This is a genomic window from Pseudonocardia sp. Ae717_Ps2 (assembly GCF_001932475.1).
GTDB lineage: Bacteria > Actinomycetota > Actinomycetes > Mycobacteriales > Pseudonocardiaceae > Pseudonocardia.
Map to the genome: position 1 here is coordinate 901,423 of NZ_MCIS01000001.1, position 16,439 is coordinate 917,861.

The 16,439-nt window shown below is 75.4% G+C and carries 17 protein-coding genes; 5 read left to right on the forward strand and 12 right to left on the reverse strand.

Features of this window, described 5'->3' with window-relative positions:
* Positions 1-86: 86 nt before the first annotated feature.
* The 3 genes from Ae717Ps2_RS04440 to Ae717Ps2_RS04450 all read right to left on the reverse strand — a co-directional run bounded on the left by Ae717Ps2_RS04440 (position 87) and on the right by Ae717Ps2_RS04450 (position 1,808).
* Positions 87-863, reverse strand: coding sequence for a SigB/SigF/SigG family RNA polymerase sigma factor (locus Ae717Ps2_RS04440; RefSeq protein WP_020624056.1), 777 nt, complete (start codon positions 861-863; stop codon positions 87-89).
* Between the two features lies 1 nt (position 864).
* Entirely contained in the window at positions 865-1,296 is a 432-nt protein-coding gene (locus Ae717Ps2_RS04445) for an ATP-binding protein (protein WP_020624055.1), read from the reverse strand.
* A gap of 83 nt (positions 1,297-1,379) precedes the next feature.
* Positions 1,380-1,808 (reverse strand): STAS domain-containing protein, encoded by a 429-nt coding sequence (locus tag Ae717Ps2_RS04450; RefSeq protein ID WP_158071457.1) that lies wholly within the window; start codon positions 1,806-1,808, stop codon positions 1,380-1,382.
* A 215-nt stretch (positions 1,809-2,023) separates the two neighbouring features.
* On the opposite strand from Ae717Ps2_RS04450, the gene Ae717Ps2_RS04460 reads away from it, so the two are divergent.
* Entirely contained in the window at positions 2,024-4,321 is a 2,298-nt protein-coding gene (locus tag Ae717Ps2_RS04460; protein WP_143510308.1) for a GAF domain-containing SpoIIE family protein phosphatase, read from the forward strand.
* A gap of 293 nt (positions 4,322-4,614) precedes the next feature.
* Positions 4,615-5,160 carry a hypothetical protein gene (locus Ae717Ps2_RS04465; RefSeq protein WP_075307915.1) on the forward strand — a complete coding sequence of 182 codons (546 nt, stop codon included), beginning with the start codon at positions 4,615-4,617 and terminating at the stop codon, positions 5,158-5,160.
* A gap of 94 nt (positions 5,161-5,254) precedes the next feature.
* Here the strand turns inward: Ae717Ps2_RS04465 and Ae717Ps2_RS04470 are convergent, their stop codons facing one another.
* The 3 genes from Ae717Ps2_RS04470 to Ae717Ps2_RS04480 form a co-directional block, all read right to left on the reverse strand.
* A complete protein-coding gene (locus Ae717Ps2_RS04470) occupies positions 5,255-5,581 on the reverse strand; it encodes a WhiB family transcriptional regulator (protein WP_060710891.1) in 327 nt (108 codons plus the stop codon).
* 256 nt (positions 5,582-5,837) lie between these two features.
* On the reverse strand, positions 5,838-6,251 hold the full coding sequence (locus tag Ae717Ps2_RS04475; protein WP_075307913.1) for an STAS domain-containing protein: 414 nt from the start codon (positions 6,249-6,251) through the stop codon (positions 5,838-5,840).
* Positions 6,252-6,355: 104 nt separating this feature from the next.
* Entirely contained in the window at positions 6,356-7,039 is a 684-nt protein-coding gene (locus Ae717Ps2_RS04480) for a hypothetical protein (RefSeq protein WP_075333064.1), read from the reverse strand.
* A 521-nt stretch (positions 7,040-7,560) separates the two neighbouring features.
* Between Ae717Ps2_RS04480 and Ae717Ps2_RS04490 the strand changes: the two genes are divergently transcribed.
* Positions 7,561-8,607: a PLP-dependent cysteine synthase family protein gene (locus Ae717Ps2_RS04490; protein ID WP_205015926.1), complete on the forward strand. Its 1,047-nt coding sequence runs from the start codon at positions 7,561-7,563 to the stop codon at positions 8,605-8,607.
* 19 nt (positions 8,608-8,626) lie between these two features.
* On the opposite strand, the gene Ae717Ps2_RS04495 is transcribed toward Ae717Ps2_RS04490, so the two are convergent.
* Together Ae717Ps2_RS04495 and Ae717Ps2_RS04500 are read right to left on the reverse strand one after the other, a co-directional pair.
* Complete coding sequence (locus Ae717Ps2_RS04495) at positions 8,627-9,880, reverse strand: amidase family protein (RefSeq protein ID WP_075307909.1); 1,254 nt, start codon at positions 9,878-9,880, stop codon at positions 8,627-8,629.
* A 141-nt stretch (positions 9,881-10,021) separates the two neighbouring features.
* On the reverse strand, positions 10,022-10,414 hold the full coding sequence (locus Ae717Ps2_RS04500; RefSeq protein ID WP_043280132.1) for an STAS domain-containing protein: 393 nt from the start codon (positions 10,412-10,414) through the stop codon (positions 10,022-10,024).
* Positions 10,415-10,669: 255 nt separating this feature from the next.
* Here Ae717Ps2_RS04500 and Ae717Ps2_RS04505 point away from each other — a divergent pair, with 255 nt between their 5' ends.
* Positions 10,670-11,149: a thioesterase family protein gene (locus tag Ae717Ps2_RS04505; protein WP_020625583.1), complete on the forward strand. Its 480-nt coding sequence runs from the start codon at positions 10,670-10,672 to the stop codon at positions 11,147-11,149.
* Positions 11,150-11,233: 84 nt separating this feature from the next.
* Here the strand turns inward: Ae717Ps2_RS04505 and Ae717Ps2_RS04510 are convergent, their stop codons facing one another.
* On the reverse strand, positions 11,234-12,676 hold the full coding sequence (locus Ae717Ps2_RS04510) for a glycosyltransferase family 2 protein (protein WP_075307908.1): 1,443 nt from the start codon (positions 12,674-12,676) through the stop codon (positions 11,234-11,236).
* Between the two features lie 406 nt (positions 12,677-13,082).
* On the opposite strand from Ae717Ps2_RS04510, the gene Ae717Ps2_RS04515 reads away from it, so the two are divergent.
* Positions 13,083-14,375 (forward strand): competence/damage-inducible protein A, encoded by a 1,293-nt coding sequence (locus tag Ae717Ps2_RS04515; RefSeq protein WP_075333066.1) that lies wholly within the window; start codon positions 13,083-13,085, stop codon positions 14,373-14,375.
* A gap of 67 nt (positions 14,376-14,442) precedes the next feature.
* On the opposite strand, the gene Ae717Ps2_RS04520 is transcribed toward Ae717Ps2_RS04515, so the two are convergent.
* The 3 genes from Ae717Ps2_RS04520 to Ae717Ps2_RS04530 form a co-directional block, all read right to left on the reverse strand.
* Positions 14,443-15,042, reverse strand: a complete 600-nt coding sequence (locus Ae717Ps2_RS04520) for a superoxide dismutase (protein WP_075307905.1) — start codon at positions 15,040-15,042, stop codon at positions 14,443-14,445.
* A 282-nt stretch (positions 15,043-15,324) separates the two neighbouring features.
* A complete protein-coding gene (locus tag Ae717Ps2_RS04525) occupies positions 15,325-15,876 on the reverse strand; it encodes a DUF1697 domain-containing protein (RefSeq protein WP_075307903.1) in 552 nt (183 codons plus the stop codon).
* Positions 15,877-15,895: 19 nt separating this feature from the next.
* Complete coding sequence (locus Ae717Ps2_RS04530) at positions 15,896-16,417, reverse strand: AAA family ATPase (RefSeq protein WP_075312254.1); 522 nt, start codon at positions 16,415-16,417, stop codon at positions 15,896-15,898.
* Positions 16,418-16,439: the final 22 nt, after the last annotated feature.

Here is a 16,439-nt window from a genome sequence, read left to right on the forward strand (position 1 = left end):
TACCTCCCCGCTCCGGGGCCGGACGGCGCGCCGGTCCCGTCCCGATCTTCGCGGACGGCGTGCGACGCGGCCGCGCGGCCCGGCCGTCAGAAGGTGCGGTCGTCCGGGTCGAGCCGGTTGCGCAGCCGCGACAGGGTCTGTGCGAGCAGCCGGGAGACGTGCATCTGGGAGATGCCGACCTCCTGGGCGATCTGGGTCTGTGTGCGGTTGCCGAAGAACCGGAGCATCACGATCGTCCGCTCCCGTGGCGCGAGCTCGGCGAGCAGCGGGCGCAGCGACTCGCGGTAGTCGACCCGGTCGAGCTCGGCGTCGGCGTCGCCGACCAGCTCGCCCACGGTCGCACTGCCGTCCTCCGACGACAGCATCTCGTCGAGCGAAGAGCTGCGGTAGGCCTCGGCGGCCTCCAGGCCCTCCAGCACCTCGCCGACGGGCAGGTCGAGGTACTCCGCGAGCTCCGAGGGCCGGGGCGCGCGACCGAGGGTCTGGGACAGCTCGGACACCGCGCCGTTGATCGACACGTGCATGTCCTTGAGCCGTCGCGGTACCCGCATCGACCAGCTCTGGTCCCGGAAGTGCCGGCGCACCTCACCGGAGATCGTGGGCACGGCGAAGGAGAAGAACTCGCCGCCCTTCTCCGGGTCGAACCGGTCGATGGCGTTGATCAGCCCGACCGTCGCGACCTGCACGAGGTCGTCGAGGGGCTCGCCGCGGTGGTTGAACCGGCGGGCGATGTGCTGGGCGACGGGCAGGTAGCCGGTGACGAGCTGCTCGCGCAGCCGCTCCCGGCGGGGATCACCGTCGTCGAGGCCCGCGTACTGCTCGAGCAGCGGGGTGAGGTGGGCGTACTGGGGGTCCACCGTCACGTCACAGTCCGTGACCTGCGAGCTTGTGCAGCCGGATGGTGAGGGCGGGGCGGCCGCCGTCCTCCTCACCGGTCTCGACGGCGACGTGGTCGGCCAGGGTCTGCAGGACCCGCCAGCCGAAGCTGTCGGTGGGCAGCTGCGCGCCGCTGCCGGTCTCGACCCGGGCGGTGACCTCGATGCGCTCGTCGGACACGGCGAAGGTGCACCGCAGCGGCGTGCCGGGAGTGGCCATCGCGACGAGCGTCGCACACGCCTCGTCGACGGCCATCCGCAGATCGGAGACCGCGTCCAGGTCGAAGTCCGCGCGCGCGGCGAGGTCGGAGGCCACCGCGCGGACCGTGGGGATCAACGCGGGCCGCGCGGCGACCCGGATCTCGACGGTGTTGTCGGTGCCGGCGGGGTGCGCCGTGCCTGCCACGTCCTCCTGGGCCACGCTGACGAGTCCTTTCGTACGACGGGGGGGTGTCGGGCCGGATCATGTCGCCTCCGGCGGGGATGTGCAGACCGGGTGCCCGCTCAGGCGCCGGGAATGCCTTCCTGATCGGGCAGGACGGTGAACAGCTGGGCGGAGCCGGTGACCTCGAGCGGCCGGAGCACGGCCCGGTTGGTGGCGACGACGAACAGCCGCCGTCCGTCCCGGGCGGCCCGACGGGCGGTGTGGATGAGCACGCCCAGGCCGCTGGAGGCGAGGAACGTGACGCCCTCCAGGTCGACGGCGAGGTCGCGGCCGTCGCCGTCGGGCGGGAGGTTCAGCAGCTCGTCGAGGGCCGTCTCGAGACGCGGCGCGGTCAGGGTGTCGACCTCGCCACGCACGGTGAGCACGGTCAGGCCACTGCGCGGTGAGGACAGGCGGACCCCGAGGTGGGCGGAGTCGGCGGGGTCCAGCTCGGCGTCGCCGTCCCCCCGGGACGGTTGCGCCGGCGCGGATCCGGGCAGGGTGATCACCTCCGTGTCGGGCGCCGGGCGGCGCGGAAGCGTGGTGGAGCGCCGCCGTGCTCTCGACGGGCAGATGCCTTCTCGCATCGCGACGACGCACCGGGGGTGCGGCGGAGCCTTCCTGGCCCGCACCGGTCCGGTCCACCCACGACAGGAGACCGGGACCGACGATACCGGCCGGGCTCGGTGCGCCCGGCACGGCGCCTGCCCTTAGGCTCGCCAGGGTGACGCGGTATCCCGATCTCGGTTCCGACACCCCCGCCGGCCCGCCCGGCGACGCGGTGGACCGGGCCGTCGACCAGGCGGTCGCGACCTCGGTGGAGTCCTTCGGTGAGCAGCCGAGCACCCCCGCGATGCCGTACGTGCGCGGCGGGACCCAGGTGGCCGTCCTGATGATCGACATCGCGGACCGCCGGATCGTCTACGCCAACACCACCGCGCTGGAGCTGGCCGGCGACCGCCCGGTGCGGCTGCCGATCGGGGTCCGCGAGTGGAGCGAGTCCGTGCGGCTGACCGATCTGGACGGCCGGCCCTACACCGACGAGGGGTCACCGCTGTCCCGCATCGCCGCGGGCGACGCGGTGTCCGGCGAGCCGGTGGCACTGCACGGACCGGGCCTGATGCCCGACCGCGACGGCGTCCCGGTCCCGGGTGAGGGCGCGACGGCCAGCAGCACGCTGGTCTGGGTGACCGGGTTCGCGCTGTCGGACCCCGGCGCCCAGGGACAGGGCGCGTTCGCCCAGCCCTCGACCACCGGGCCCGGCCGGGCGCTGGCCGTGCTGCTGCCGCTGTCGGACTCCGAGGTCGGCCAGGGCGGGGACCGGGACCGGATGGGGTTCCTGCGCGACCGCGCCGTGCTGGCCACCGAGATGTCGTTCACGATCTCCGACCCGCAGCGTGAGGACGACCCGCTGGCCTGGGTGAACCCGTCGTTCGAGCGGCTGACGGGCTATCCGCTCGACGAGGTCGTCGGGCGCAACTGCCGGTTCCTGCAGGGGCCCAACACCGACCGGTCCGCGGTCCGCCGGCTGCGCGAGGCGCTGCGGGAACAGCGGCCGATCACCGAGGTGCTGCTCAACTACCGCCGCGACGGCACCGCGTTCTGGAACCAGGTGTCCGTCTCGCCGGTGCACGACGGCGACGGCGAGCTGGTCAACTTCGTCGGGGTGCAGAGCGACGTCACCGAACGGGTCGTCGTCGAGCAGGAGCGGCGGGCGGCGCTGGCCGACGCCGAGGCGGCGCGGGCCCAGCTGCGGCTGCTCGCCGAGGCGACCACCCAGATGACCTCGGCGCTCGACGTGGCCGACGCCTGCCGTCGGTTCTCCCGGATCGTGGTGCCGGAGCTGGCCGACCTGTGCACGGTGGACCTGCTCGACACCCCCAACGGGGCCAGCCGCGAGCGGATGGCCGTCGCGGCCCGCGATGCCGACGACGAGGCGCTGCTGTCGCGGTCCGGTCCGCTGGGGGCCGTGCGGATCGAGCAGCAGGCCGAGACCGCGGTGCGGACCGGCAAGCCCTACCTGGTGCAGGAGCTGCCCGACGACGGACGCGAGGTCCATCCGGACGACCCGGAGGCGGCCGACGCCTACGAGCGGCTGCGGCTCCGCTCGGCGATGGTCGTCCCGCTGCTCGGCCGCGGCCGGGTGCTCGGCCTGGTGACGCTGTCCACCCAGTTTCCCTACGGCCGTCGCTGGACCCAGCGCGACGTGCACCTGGCCTCGGACCTGGCGGGCCGCGCCGGGCTGGCCGTCGACAACGCCCGGCTCTACGAGGTGGAGCGGGCCGCGGCGGCGACCCTGCAGCACAGCCTGCTCCCGGCGTTGCCGCAGGTCCCGGGGATGCGGGTCGCGGCCCGCTACCTGGTGGGCGCGGACGGCAACCAGGTCGGCGGGGACTGGTACGACGTGCTGCCGATGCCGGACGGCTCTGTCGGTGCCGCGGTGGGCGACGTGGTGGGCCACGACCTGTCGGCGGCGGCCGCGATGGGGCAGCTGCGCGGTGTGCTGCGTTCCTATGCCTGGGGCGGCGACGCGCCAGGGCCGGTGCTCGACCGCTGCGACCAGCTGGTGCAGGGCCTGGACATCGCCGCGATGGCGACCGCGGTCTACGCCCGGTTCGGCCCGGCGGGCCCCGACGGCGCGCGCGAGCTGACCTACGCCAACGCCGGGCACCCGGCGCCGCTGCTGCGCGATCCGCAGGGCCGGCTGCACCGGCTCGACGCGCACCACTCGCCGATGCTCGGGGCGGTGCCGGAGTTCGGGCGGGCCACCGGGGCGCACCGCGACGGGGCCACCGTGCCGTGTGCGGCGGGGTTGCTGCTGGTCTTCTACACCGACGGCCTGACCGACATCGTCGGTGAGGACGCCGACGCCCGCACCGAGCTCATCGAACGCACCGTGGAGCAGCTGCCGTCCGACGCGGACCCGGAGCGGGTCGTCGAGCGGGTGCTCGAGGTGTGCCTGCCGGACCGGCTCGACGACGACATCGCGCTGCTCGCGATCCGCCTGGACCGCCCCGCCTGACGTACCGCCCTGACCGGCCGCCCTGACCGGCCGGCGCCGTTCGACCGTCCGGCCCCTCCGTACTACCGGTGGGCGGGCCGAGGTCACGGCGGAGTTGCGGTCGGGGCCGTCCGGGGGTTCGGGACAGGGGGTCGTCTCCCGCTCGTGGAACGGGTGACCCCACTCGTCCGTCCGGGTGGGTAATCGGCGATCGATCGGGGGACCCGGGCGTTGTACTGGACGGACGAGGACGTGCGGGATCGACGGGGGCGAGCGTGGGGCAGGGGACGACGCGACCGCGGAGGCTGGTCGCCGTGGCGCTGACCGCTGCGGAGTCGGAGAGGGCGGGGGGACCGCTCGCGGCGCTCTCCGGCGCGGCGGGGGAGACCGACCTGCTGGTGGTGCGGGACGACCCGGCCCCCGTCCGGCGTCCGCTGACACCGGCGCAGGCGCGGGAGCTGCTGGCGGCCGAGGACGACCTCGATGACGACACCCAGGACGGCACTGGGGACGGCACTGAGGCCGCGCCGGTGGTGATGCTGCCGGTCGAGCGGGTGCGGGTGCACCGCCTCGGGCTGCGCTGGGCGGTGCAGGACGGCGACGAGGCGGACCTCGTCGCGGCGCTCTCGGAGCTGGTCGGGTTCGACCCCGACGACGACACCTGGTGCGTGGCCCCGGCCGCCGCCGGACCGGTGTCCGACCCCGAGATCGAGGTGGTCCGTCGCGCGGTGCGCCGCGTCGCGCGGGTCTACGGCCTTCCGGTGCTGCCCTACCGACCCGCGGGCCCCGTCGCGGAGGACATCACCGAGGACATCACCCGGGACATCACCGGGCCGGAGGCCCTGCCCTCCGCGGTGTGACGCCCGGAGATGTGGCAGAACGTCCGGGCAGCAGGACGGCCCGCCCGATGCCCGGGCGGGCCGTGCCGGATCGGTGAGCCGTCGAGCAATGCCGTCAGACGACGGCGGCGAGGCCCGGGCCCTGCTCGGCGACGATGCGCTCGGCGTCGCGGCGCTCGATGATGGCGCGACGCTCGGACTCGCCCAGCCCGCCCCACACGCCGAACGGCTCACGGCTGGCCAGCGCGAAGCGGCGGCACTCCTGCAGCACGGGACAACCCCGGCAGACCTGCTTCGCGCGCTCGGTGCGACGCGACCGGGAGGGGTTGCGCTCGCCGTCGGGGTGGAAGAACACGGCGCTGTCCATGCCGCGGCACGCGCCCAGTCGCTGCCACTGCCACACGTCGTCCATCGGGCCGGGAAGCCGGGAAACGTCGCTCACGTGCTCACCTCGTCGCTCGGGGCCCGGGCGGACCGGGTTGGCTCCCCAACCCGGTTCCCGAGGGGGTCCGAGATCAAACCTGCGGGGTGGCGGGACCGGTGCCGGTGATCGGCCGCGTGCGGCCCCCGGGGGCGGGCGGTCGATCGGACCGACCGCCATCACCCCTGTTCACGACACCACCCCGCACCTGCGCGCTGCGACCGGCACGCCGGTATCGGGCGGAATCGGACCGACGATGTGTGACTCACGTCACCTGTCAGGAGGCCAGTGCGGCCTGCACGTCGTCGTGGATGTCGAACAGATGGTGCAGCCCGGCGATGCCGATCGGGCGCAGGACACGCCGCTCGGTGCACGCCAGACGCAGCTCGACGCCGGCCCGGTGGGCCTGCTCGCGCAGCTCGATCAGGGCCGCCAGTCCGGACGTGCCGAGGAAACGGACCCCGTCGAGGTCCAGCACGACCAGCGAGGACACCGAGATCTGCTCGGCCACCGAGTGCCGCAGCTCCGGCGCGGTCAGCATGTCCAGCTCGCCGGTCACCGCGACGACGACCGTCCCGTCCGCGGGCCGGGTGGTCTCCAGTCGCAGCCCGTCGCAGCTGTCGGTGACATCGGGTGACGCCGTGCCCGAGCCGTCGCTGGTGCCGGCGCCGGGTGGACGGGGGTCGGTCATTGGGTCGACGGTAGGCACCGCGGCACGGCGTCGCCACTCGGAGCCCGCTCGGTGCCCGCACGGTGCCGGCGACGCGTCCCGTCGGGCGACCGCACCGTCCAGGCTCAGGACGTCCGCTGCGCGCTGCCCTCGGAACCGGCGGCGGAGGAGGCGGGGGCTGCGGCCGGTGACGGCTCGGCGTCCCGCTGCTCCGGCAGCACCACCGCCGGGAGCGCGGCGGCCTCGTCCCGGTCCGCGACGGCGTCGGCGGCGACGGCGTCGGGGACCTCGTCCGGCCCGGCGGTCTCCCCGGTGCGCAGCGCGTGCGCCGGGCCGCCCACCGGGCGCCGGACCCGCTCGCCCTGGTCGGCGCCCCGGGAGGCGCGGGCGGGCGCGTCGAGCCTGCCCAGCTCGGCCCCCAGCATCGCGTGCAGCCGGGCGATCTCGTCGCGCACCGACGAGCGCAGGCCGGACACGTGCGCGTGCATCGACGCCGCGGTGTCCGCGACGAGCTCGCTGTCCCGCCGTGCGGCCGCCCCGGCCGCGCGCAGCCGGTCGACCTCCGCGTGGGCCTCGTCGACCATCCGGGCGGCCTCGTCGCGGGCGGCGTCCACCAGCTGCGCGGCCTCGACCTCCGCGCCGCGCCGCCGCATCGCGGCCTCGTGCTCGGCCATCCGGAGCACCTTGTCCGCGCGCATGCCGAAGGTCTCCGCGGGCCGGGAGCGGGCCTCCTCCAGCGTGGCGGCGAGCGCGTCGGCCCGGCGCTCGGCGGTGTCGCGCGCGTGCTCGGCCGCGGCGAGACGGACCATCAGGTCCTCGACGATGTGCTCGACGGTGCGGGCACCGTCGCCGCCGCGCGGGCTGCGCTGCGGCAGTCCGGCGGCCGTGGTCCCCGGGGGCGCGGCCTCGGGAACGCGCCCGGTCGGGGGGCGTCGCGTCCCCGGGCCGGGTCGCCTCGTCGTCGCGCACGTCCTCGGCCGTCACCTCGGCACCGGTCTCCGTGACACCGTCGGTCACCTCGTCGCACTCCCCGGGCAGATGTTCACGGTGCGTCAGTCTCCGGCTCCGTGACGCACCCCGACAGCCCCCGTTCGGCGGACGGCGCCGGTGCGGCGGTCGACGGTGTGTGACGTGCGCGATCACGGAGCCCCGATGCGGGCACGGGGGCGCGGAGGGCGGCGCGGGGCGGGCCGCGCGGGCACGACGTGACCCGGATCGGCGCCGTGGCCGAGGGACCGGGCCGGGCCGGCTCCGAGGCCGATCTAGGGTCGGGGGAGTGCACCCCGTCGACCGTTCCTGTGCCCGTACCCGCGCCTGGGTCGACGAGGCGATGCGCCGCGTCCAGGCCGACGCGAACCGTTCCGCCGACACCCACCTCCACGTGCTGGACCTGCCCGCCGAGTGGGGTGTGCAGGTCTACCTCAAGGACGAGTCCGTGCACCCCACCGGCAGCCTCAAGCACCGGCTGGCCCGGTCGCTGTTCCTCTACGCGCTCGCGTCGGGCTGGATCACCGACGGCACCACGGTCGTCGAGGCCAGCTCCGGGTCGACGGCGGTCTCCGAGGCCTACTTCGCCCGGCTGATCGGGGTGCCGTTCGTGGCGGTCATGCCTCGCTCGACCAGCCCGGAGAAGATCGCGCTGATCGAGCGGGAGGGCGGGCGCTGCCACTTCGTCGACCACGGCGGTGAGGTCTACGCCGAGGCCGAGCGGCTCGCCGCGGCCACCGGCGGGCACTACCTCGACCAGTTCACCTACGCCGAGCGTGCCACCGACTGGCGCGGCAACAACAACATCGCCGAGTCGATCCTGGCCCAGCTCGCCGAGGAGCCGCACCCGGTGCCGGAGTGGATCGTCGTCGGCGCCGGGACCGGGGGCACCTCGGCGACGATCGGCCGCTACCTGCGTTACCGGCGGCTCGCGACCCGGCTGGCCGTCGTCGACCCGGAGGGCTCGGCGTTCCTGCCCGGCTGGACGGCGGGGGACCCGTCGTACGCGACGGGTGCGGCGTCGCGGATCGAGGGGATCGGGCGGCCCCGGATGGAGCCGAGCTTCGTCCCGTCGGTGATCGACCGGATGGTCCCGGTCCCCGACGCCGCCAGCGTCGCCGCGGCCCGCCACCTGCGCGACCGCACCGGCCGGTGGGCCGGCGGGTCGACCGGCACCAACCTGTGGGGCGTCTACCAGGTCGTCGCCGAGATGCTGCGTGCCGGACGGTCGGGCAGCGTCGTGACCCTGCTGTGCGACGGCGGCGAGCGCTACCGGCACAGCTACTACGACGACGCCTGGGTCGCCGCCCAGGGGATGGACCTGGCGCCCTACACGGCGACCCTCGACCGGTTCGTCGCGACCGGGGTCTGGTCCCCGCCCGCTGACTGAGCGGCTCCGCCGGGCCGGGTCAGCCCTCGGCGAGCAGGGCGGCGGTCGCGAGCAGCCGTCGCTCCGACCCGGGCCGCCCCACGAGCTGCACGCAGCCGTGCTCCCCGGGCCGGTGCACCGGCGCGACCAGCGACGGCAGCCCGGCCAGGTTCCACGCCGCCACCCCGGTGGATCCGGCACCGGACGCCCCGGGCGGGGCGGGCAGCAGGCCGGCCTCGGCGCCGGCGTCGTCGAGCCAGGCGACCATCCGCTGCCGCCACGACGCGGGCGTCGCGGGACGCAGGCCGCCCAGGCGCCGGACGCGGCGGCCGCGCCGGACGAGGCTGCGGGCGCTGCGCGGCAGCTCGGCCGGGTCGAGGCCGAGGTCCTCCACCCGGCGGGCGAGCCCGGCCTGCCGGCGGCGGGCCGAGTGGACGACCAGCACGGCCCGGTACGGCGGGTCGGCGGCGACGAGGCCCAGCCCGGCGTCCTGCAGCAGCGTGATCGCCGTGTGCACCGCGGACGCCGCGTCCGGCCCGGCGAGCCGGGTGCGTCCGGTCCGCAGCGACGCGGCCAGGGAGGAGACGGGCGTCGCGCCGGACCCGGGGCCGGGACCGGTCGGGGCGGTGAGCCGCAGCACCGACGACGGCGCGGCCGGCCCCCCGGTGCCGCGGGAGAGGGCGTCGAGCACCACGGTGAGGTCCTCCGCGCACCCGGCGATCAGGGTCGGCTCGGCCAGCCCGCACCAGCGGCGCTCGGCGGCGTCGGGCAGCGGGAGCACCCGGCGGCCCGGCTTGAGCGCGGCGATCCCGTGGGCGGCGGCGGCGCAGCGCAGGGTCCCGTCGCCGTCCACGCCGATCCCGAGCGGGACGACACCGGAGGCGACCACGGTCGCGGTGGCCCGGCCGCCCGGGGTGCCGTCGAGGCCCACCTCGTGCTCGGCTGTCCGCGCCCGCCCGGCGACGAGCGCGCCCGCGGCCCGCAGCCTGCGCACGACCTCGTCCCCGCGACCCGCGACGGAGATGCCGTCCTCGACCACCACCGGGACCCCCGCCAGCGGCAGGGCGAACCGGTCGGTGCGCCGGTCGAGCGCCGCGGCGGCCGCGCGCAGCGGTCCGGCGTCCACCACGAGCCCGGCGCCCACGGGTACCGCGTCGTCGAGGGCGGCGAGGAGCCGCTCGGCGACGGTGGCCGCGCTCAGCCGTCCCTCGCGCACCGCGGCCGCGAGCCCCGACACACCGGACGGGCCGTCTCCCGAGGTGGGGGACGGCTCGTCCAGGTGCAGAGTGCTCATCGCGGTGGGGCTCGTCGTCCCGGTCGTCGGAGGGAGTGGTCGGGGAAAAGGACGGGAATCGCACCCGCCCGGCCGAGATGCTCGGCCACGTCGGCGTCGAGGACCGCGGGCGCCACCGGGCACCCGTGGACCCCCGGGGCATCAGGCCGTGCGGAGTGCCTCCGGCACACCGTCGGCCACGTCGAACAGGGACATCAGGTTGGTCGCCTCGAGCGCCCGGGTGACGGCGTGCGACCCGCAGACCAGCCGCAGCCGGCTGCCGGCGTTCTCCGCCTTCTCCTTGCCCTCGACGAGCGCCGCCAGCCCGGCCGACCCGAGGAACGTGACCCGGGTCAGGTCCACCACCAGCAGGCTCGCGGAGCCGATCCGCTCGGCGAGGCGTTCGCTCAGCACGGGCGCCGTCATCGTGTCGATCTCGCCGTGCACACCGACGACGACGGCGCCGTCACCGTGCTCGGTCACCTCGAAGCGGACGACCTCGCCGACGTCGGGGCCCTGGTCTCCCCCCACCCCGGTGGGCGTCTCACTGCTCATGTGTCGTGCTCCCTCGCGAGTCGTCGCCGTCGGCGCCGTCGACGTGCTCGTGGTCCGGTCCCGGACACGCCGTCGACTTCACCGTGAGTGACAACCGGCCGCCGTTGCTTGACGTGCCGCTCGTGCTGCCTCCGCACCAGCCTAGTCAGCGCGGTCACCCACCCTACGACCGCGGTCGGCGGTGGCACAAACGTTCCGCGACGTGGTCCGGTGCGTCGGCGGGGGTGGTCCGGCCCGGCTGGCAGGGTGGCCACCATGAGCGTCGAGATGCCTCCGCCGTTCGGGGTCCGGATCGGTGTCCGCAGCTATGAGATGGACGTGAACGGGCACGTCAACCACGCCGTCTACCACCAGTACGGCGAGCACGCCCGGATGGAGCACTTCCGTGCGGCCGGGTTGTCCCAGCACGCGCTCGGGGCGCACGGCCTGACGATCGTGCTGCTGTCGACGACGGCGCACTTCCGGGCCGAGCTGCGCGCCGGCGACGAGCTGTGGATCGACTCGGCGATCGCGTTCACGACCCGCAAGCCGTTCACGATGCGTCACCGGATCGTCCGGGAGACCGCGGCCGACGGGGCCCGGACGGACGATCTCGCGGCCGAGGTGGAGTGCACCCTCGGGGTGCTCGACACGACGACGCGACGCCTGGTCGCCGACCCGCACGGCCGGCTCGTGGCCGCGGCGTCGGACCCGGCCCTGCTGGGGCCGGGCCCGGAGGCCACGACGCCGTCGTGACGGCGGGGGCGCGCCCTCGCGGCGGGGGCGTCGAGGTGCCGGAGGCTCCGTGGCGGGGTGCCGCCGGCGCCGGCCCGAGACGGCTCAGCCGCGCCGGGCGGGGTCCGCGCCGTACGGGCCGCCGGTGCGGGCGGGGACGGGCCGGTACCCACCGCTGTCCTGCGGACGGGGTGCGGCGGCCGGACGGCCCCCGGTGCCCTCGGCCCCGGACGGAGCGACCGCGGGATACCCGCCGGTGCCGTGCGGCCGGGTGGGCGTGACGGCCCGGTGGCCGCCGGTCGCGAGGATCTTGTGCGGGGCGGTGGTCCCGGCCCGGGCCGGGCCGACGAGCGGCGGCACCGCTCCGCCGGCCCGTCGGACCGCGCGGCGCGACCGGAGGTAGGCGCGCGGGCCGGTCAGCAGTCCCCGGTTGCGCGTCTGGTCGGCGTCGGCGGGCATCGCCACGCCGGCGCCGGCCTCGCGGTCGGAGATGTGGCGCAGCCGGGCGACCGCGGCGGGGAGTCGGCGCAGTGCGACCGACCGGCCCTGCGGGGACAGCGCCACCTTGGCCAGGAAGCTGCCCAGCCCGACGGCGTAGCCCTCCATCTGCTTGCGCAGGGCGGCCTGGTCGGGGCGGTGGTGGTGCCACAGGTAGGCGCCGGGTGCGTAGCCCAGGACGTGGCCGGCGAGGATCATGCGGACGAGGAACTCGCAGTCCTCGCCGCCGTGGGTGGGGGTGCCGGGGCCCATGGCCTCGTCGAAGCCGCCGACGGCGCGGGCGGCGCTTGCGCGGACGGCGAGGTTGGCGCCGATGCCGAACAGGTCGGGGGCGAAGGGGAAGATCGGGGAGTCCGCGGGGGGTTCGGCGAGGGTGAACCGGCGGGGGGTGAAGCCCTTGTTCCAGGCCAGGGCGACGTCGGCGGCGCGTTCCTCGGGGCTGGCGAGGCGGGCGGCCAGGACGGGGCCGGAGACGCAGGCGAGTTCGGGGTCGGCGGCGAAGGCGCCGGCGATGCGGGAGGCCCAGGCGGGGTCGACCTCGGTGTCGTCGTCGGTGAAGGCGACGATCTCGGTGCGGGCCTCGGCAAGTCCGCGGTTGCGCCCGACCGAGGCCCCGCGGCGCGGCTCGCGGACGTAGCGGACCCGTGGGGACCCGGCCGCGGCGACGGCATCGCGGGTGAGCTCGTCCGGCGGATCGTTGTCGACGACGACGACCGACAATGCCGGGTGGTCCGAGGCGAGGACCGCGCGCAAGCAGCGGGCCAGCGACTCGGGGCGGTTGCGCGTCGCGATCACCACCGTCACCGGGTCGCTCGCCACCGGTGCCGGGGTCACCTCCTCGGGCGGCCCCAGGGTGATCAGCGCGGATCGCAGCTCTGCGATCGTGGCCCGTCCGCCACGCAGCGGCACGGTCACCTGACCCTGTGGAGTGCCCCCGACGGTGACGAGCAGACGGGCGGCGTGGAAGCCCGGGTCGACCCGCAGATCACGCAGCGGCCCGAGCCGGTCCAGTTCACCCACCCAGGTCGCGGCGTCGTTCGGCGCAGACATCGCTGACATGGGTCACAGTGTCGGGTATGCGAGCTGTGCTCACACTGAGAGTGCGCGGTTGCCGGATTTCGGACACTGTGCGTGTGCGCGGTCGCGGAGTTCACCGGATGCGGTGCGACGGACGGCGTCGGCGCAGGTCGGAGCCGTGGCGCCCGATCATGCGCCGTACGGGTGATGACGGCGGCCGCGCAGCGCGGTTGCCCACGGCGGTGCCGGGGCGCGACGAGCGGCAGTGGTGCTGCGACGACACGCCGTGGAAGCCCGGTTTCGGGCGTGTCGCGCCTCTCTCATCACCCGAACGGGCGCGAAGTCCACACCGGACGATCCCCCGACGCCCCGGACCAGCACCGATGGTGAGCTCGCGCGGGACGGGGTGCGGGTGTCCGGGCGCGGGTAGGTTCGGATCATGAGCGAGTCCCGCCCCACCGCCTCGGTCCTGGTCACCGGGAGCGAGCTGCTGACCGGCCACGTCGCCGACGCCAACGGCCCCTTCGTCGCCCGCTCCCTCGGCGAGCTCGGCTTCGCCGTCTCGCGGGTCCTGCTGGTGGGGGACCGCGCCGAGGACCTGCGCTCGGCCCTGGAGTTCGTCGCCTCCGACGATCTCGTCGTCACCTCGGGCGGGCTCGGACCGACCGCCGACGACCTCACGGCCGAGGTCGTCGCCGAGTTCGCGGGAGCGGAGATGGAGGTCGACACCGCGCTGCAGGGTCGGATCCATGACCGGGTCGCCGGATGGGCGAGCCGCGCCGGCTGGGCCGGCCCCGCGCTCGACGCGGCGACGGCCAAGCAGGCCAGGGTCTCGCGCGGGGCGAGCGTCCTCGAACCGGTCGGGACCGCGCCGGGGCTGGCCGTGACGCGGCCGGGCGGGCCGCTCGTCGTCGTGCTCCCGGGGCCGCCGCGGGAGCTGCAGGGCATGTGGCCCGCCGCGTTGGAGTCGGCCCCGGTCGCTGAGCTGCTGACCCGGGTACCCCGCGCGGAGGCGACGTTGCTGCGCTTCGCGGGGCTGCCGGAGTCCGAGATCGCCGAGACGCTGCGCGTCCTGGAGACCGAGCTCGACGTGTCCGGCGTGGAGGTGACCACCTGCCTGCGTCGCTCGGAGCTGAAGGTCGACCTGCACCCGCTGCCCGGGGCCGAGCCGGCGGCCCGCGAGCTGGCCGCGCGGATCGTCGACCGGCACCGCCGCGCGCTCATCAGCGACGACGGCAGCACCACCGACGAGCTGCTCGCCGCGGCGCTGGGCGCGAAGGGCTGGACGGTCGCGACCGGCGAGTCCTGCACCGGTGGGCTGCTCGCCGGGCGGCTGGTCGACCGGGCCGGGTCGTCGGCCTACGTCGCCGGGGGCGTGGTCGCCTACTCGAACGAGGCGAAGACCGCGCTGCTCGACGTCCCCGCCGCGCTCATCGAGGCGCACGGGGCGGTGTCGCCGGAGGTCGCGCGGGCACTGGCGGACGGTGCGCGGGCGCGGTTCGGGGCGGACGTCGGCGTCGGGATCACCGGCGTCGCGGGCCCCGGTGGCGGTACCGAGGCCAAGCCCGTCGGCTACGTCTGCTTCTGCGTGACCACCGCCGACGGCCAGGTCATCGCGCGCGACCCGCAGCTGCCCGGCGGGCGGGCCGACGTGCGCGAGCGCTCGGTCGACCTGGCCATGCACCTGCTGCTGCGCGCCACCGGCGTCACGGGGCCGGGCGCGCACCGCTGAGCGCACCCTCTGTGCACGACGCCCCGCCCGGGGGACCCGGACGGGGCGCTGCGCTGTGCGGGGAGGCTCAGCCCTTCGCGGCGGCGAAGCGCTGGGCGGCGTCGGCCCAGTTGACGACGTTCCACCAGGCCTTGACGTAGTCGGGCTTCACGTTCTTGTACTGCAGGTAGAAGGCGTGTTCCCACATGTCGAGCAGGACGATCGGGGTCTGTCCGGCGGGGAGCTGGGACTGCTGGTCGTAGAGCTGGTGGATCAGCAGGCGGTCGCCGAGCTGGTCGTAGCCGAGGATGGCCCAGCCGGAGCCCTGGATGGTGGTGGCGGCGGCGGTGAAGTGGGCCTGGAATCCGTCGAAGGAGCCGAAGTCCTCGTCGATGGCGGCGGCGAGGTCGCCGGTGGGCTTGTCGCCGCCGTCGGGGGAGAGGTTGTTCCAGAAGGCGGAGTGGTTGACGTGGCCGCCGAGGTTGAACGCGAGGGTCTTCTCGAGTCCGACGATGGCGCCGAAGTCGTTGCGGTCCCGGGCCTCGGCGAGCTTGTCGAGGGTGGTGTTGAGGCCCTGGACGTAGGTGTTGTGGTGCTTGGAGTGGTGCAGCTCCATGATCTCGGGCGCGATGTGCGGGGCGAGCGCGGAGTAGTCGTAGGGCAGGTCCGGAAGCGTGTACTCGGCCATGGTCCTCTCCTGGGTCGGGAACGCGCGGCGGTGTGCCACGCGGATTCACTTGCCACTATGTAGCAACTGCCGACTACCCGCGACCGGCCACGCGCACGCGTGGACGGATCGATCCGCCACATGTACTCTGCTGCAAGTCACTTGCAGGAATGCCGGTGACGCGGTGGAGATCGTTCTGGCAGCTCGACATCCGCCGCCGACGGCGCCGTGGCGTCGCGTCCGATCGGGCGCGGGCCACGGCTTCGTCGCGTCTCGTCCCAGGAGCGTTCCGCCCAGGAGTTCTCAGCCCAGGAGGTCGGCGAGCTTCCGGACGGTGGCGAGGTTGCGCATCGTGCCGCCCTGGTCCGGCGCGGTCGTACGGGCCGAGATCCGGGTGGCGAGCTCGCTGCGGCCCAGCCCGTCGGGCAGGTGCAGCCACACCGTCCGGCCACGGACGACGGCGTCACCCCGGCCGCCCTTCGCCCGCTCGGCCGCCAGCGCGGCCGCGATCCGCTCGTGGTCGTCGGGCCGTGGACCGGCCCGGAACAGGACGTGCAGCTGCTTCGGGTCGGTGACCTGCGGGAACGGGTTCGCCGCCACCGCGGTGAGGTAGTCGGCACGGCCGAACACGACCACTGGGCGCTCGATGCCGAACTCCTCCACCAGCGCCGCGGCGATCGTCGCGGCGACCTCGTCGTCGCCCGCGGGGCTGGTCAGGGCGACGTTGCCGGACTGGATGTGGGTGACGACGTCGGCACAGCCGCGTCCGCCGAGCACCCGGCGCAGGTCGGCCATCGGGACCTTCCCGTGGCCGCCGACGTTGATCCCGCGCAGCAGCGCGATGTGGGTACGCACGCCGGGAATGGTGCCCTGGCTACGCGGCGGCCAGGACGGCGTCGGCCAGCTCCGCCGGGGTGAGCCGGTCCGAGCGCAGGACCAGGGTCCCCGCCGGCTGCCGGCCCGCGGCGGTCGGGTCGAGTCGGCGCAGGGCCCAGTCGAGGGTCGACCCGTCCGGTCGGTGGTCGCCGGGTGGCGGCGTACGGGCGCGGAGCCGGTCCCGCAGCACCTCGGGGGCGGCGTCCAGGAAGACGTGCAGAACCTCCTCGCCCGCGTCGGCCAGGCCGTCGAGGATCTCCGCCCGGTAGCCGTCGCGCAGGAGCGACATCGGCACCACCAGCGTCCGCGCGTGGTGTCTGCGCAGGGACAGGGCCGTCGCGACGACCAGCTCCCGCCAGCTCGGCAGGTCCTGGAAGTCCTCGTTCGGCGGTAGCCACTTCCAGAGCATCAGGCCGACGTCCTCGGGGTCGTACACGACCGCGTCCGGGAGACGGCGGTGCAGCTCGGCGGCCAGGGTCGTCTTGCCCGCCCCGAACCCGCCGTTCAGCCACACGATCACCGGGGCACCGTAGCGCCGGGGT

Excerpts from the sequence above, each read along its gene's own strand:
- Ae717Ps2_RS04480 (WP_075333064.1), bottom strand. The coding sequence starts at position 7,039 with ATGGTCCGTCTCGCCGCGGCCGAGCACGCGCGCGACACCGCCGAGCGC.
- Ae717Ps2_RS04515 (WP_075333066.1), top strand. The coding sequence starts at position 13,083 with ATGAGCGAGTCCCGCCCCACCGCCTCGGTCCTGGTCACCGGGAGCGAG.
- Ae717Ps2_RS04490 (WP_205015926.1), top strand. The coding sequence starts at position 7,561 with ATGCGCCGCGTCCAGGCCGACGCGAACCGTTCCGCCGACACCCACCTC.
- Ae717Ps2_RS04500 (WP_043280132.1), bottom strand. The coding sequence starts at position 10,414 with ATGAGCAGTGAGACGCCCACCGGGGTGGGGGGAGACCAGGGCCCCGAC.
- Ae717Ps2_RS04510 (WP_075307908.1), bottom strand. The coding sequence starts at position 12,676 with ATGTCTGCGCCGAACGACGCCGCGACCTGGGTGGGTGAACTGGACCGG.
- Ae717Ps2_RS04505 (WP_020625583.1), top strand. The coding sequence starts at position 10,670 with ATGAGCGTCGAGATGCCTCCGCCGTTCGGGGTCCGGATCGGTGTCCGC.
- Ae717Ps2_RS04495 (WP_075307909.1), bottom strand. The coding sequence starts at position 9,880 with ATGAGCACTCTGCACCTGGACGAGCCGTCCCCCACCTCGGGAGACGGC.
- Ae717Ps2_RS04475 (WP_075307913.1), bottom strand. The coding sequence starts at position 6,251 with ATGACCGACCCCCGTCCACCCGGCGCCGGCACCAGCGACGGCTCGGGC.
- Ae717Ps2_RS04520 (WP_075307905.1), bottom strand. The coding sequence starts at position 15,042 with ATGGCCGAGTACACGCTTCCGGACCTGCCCTACGACTACTCCGCGCTC.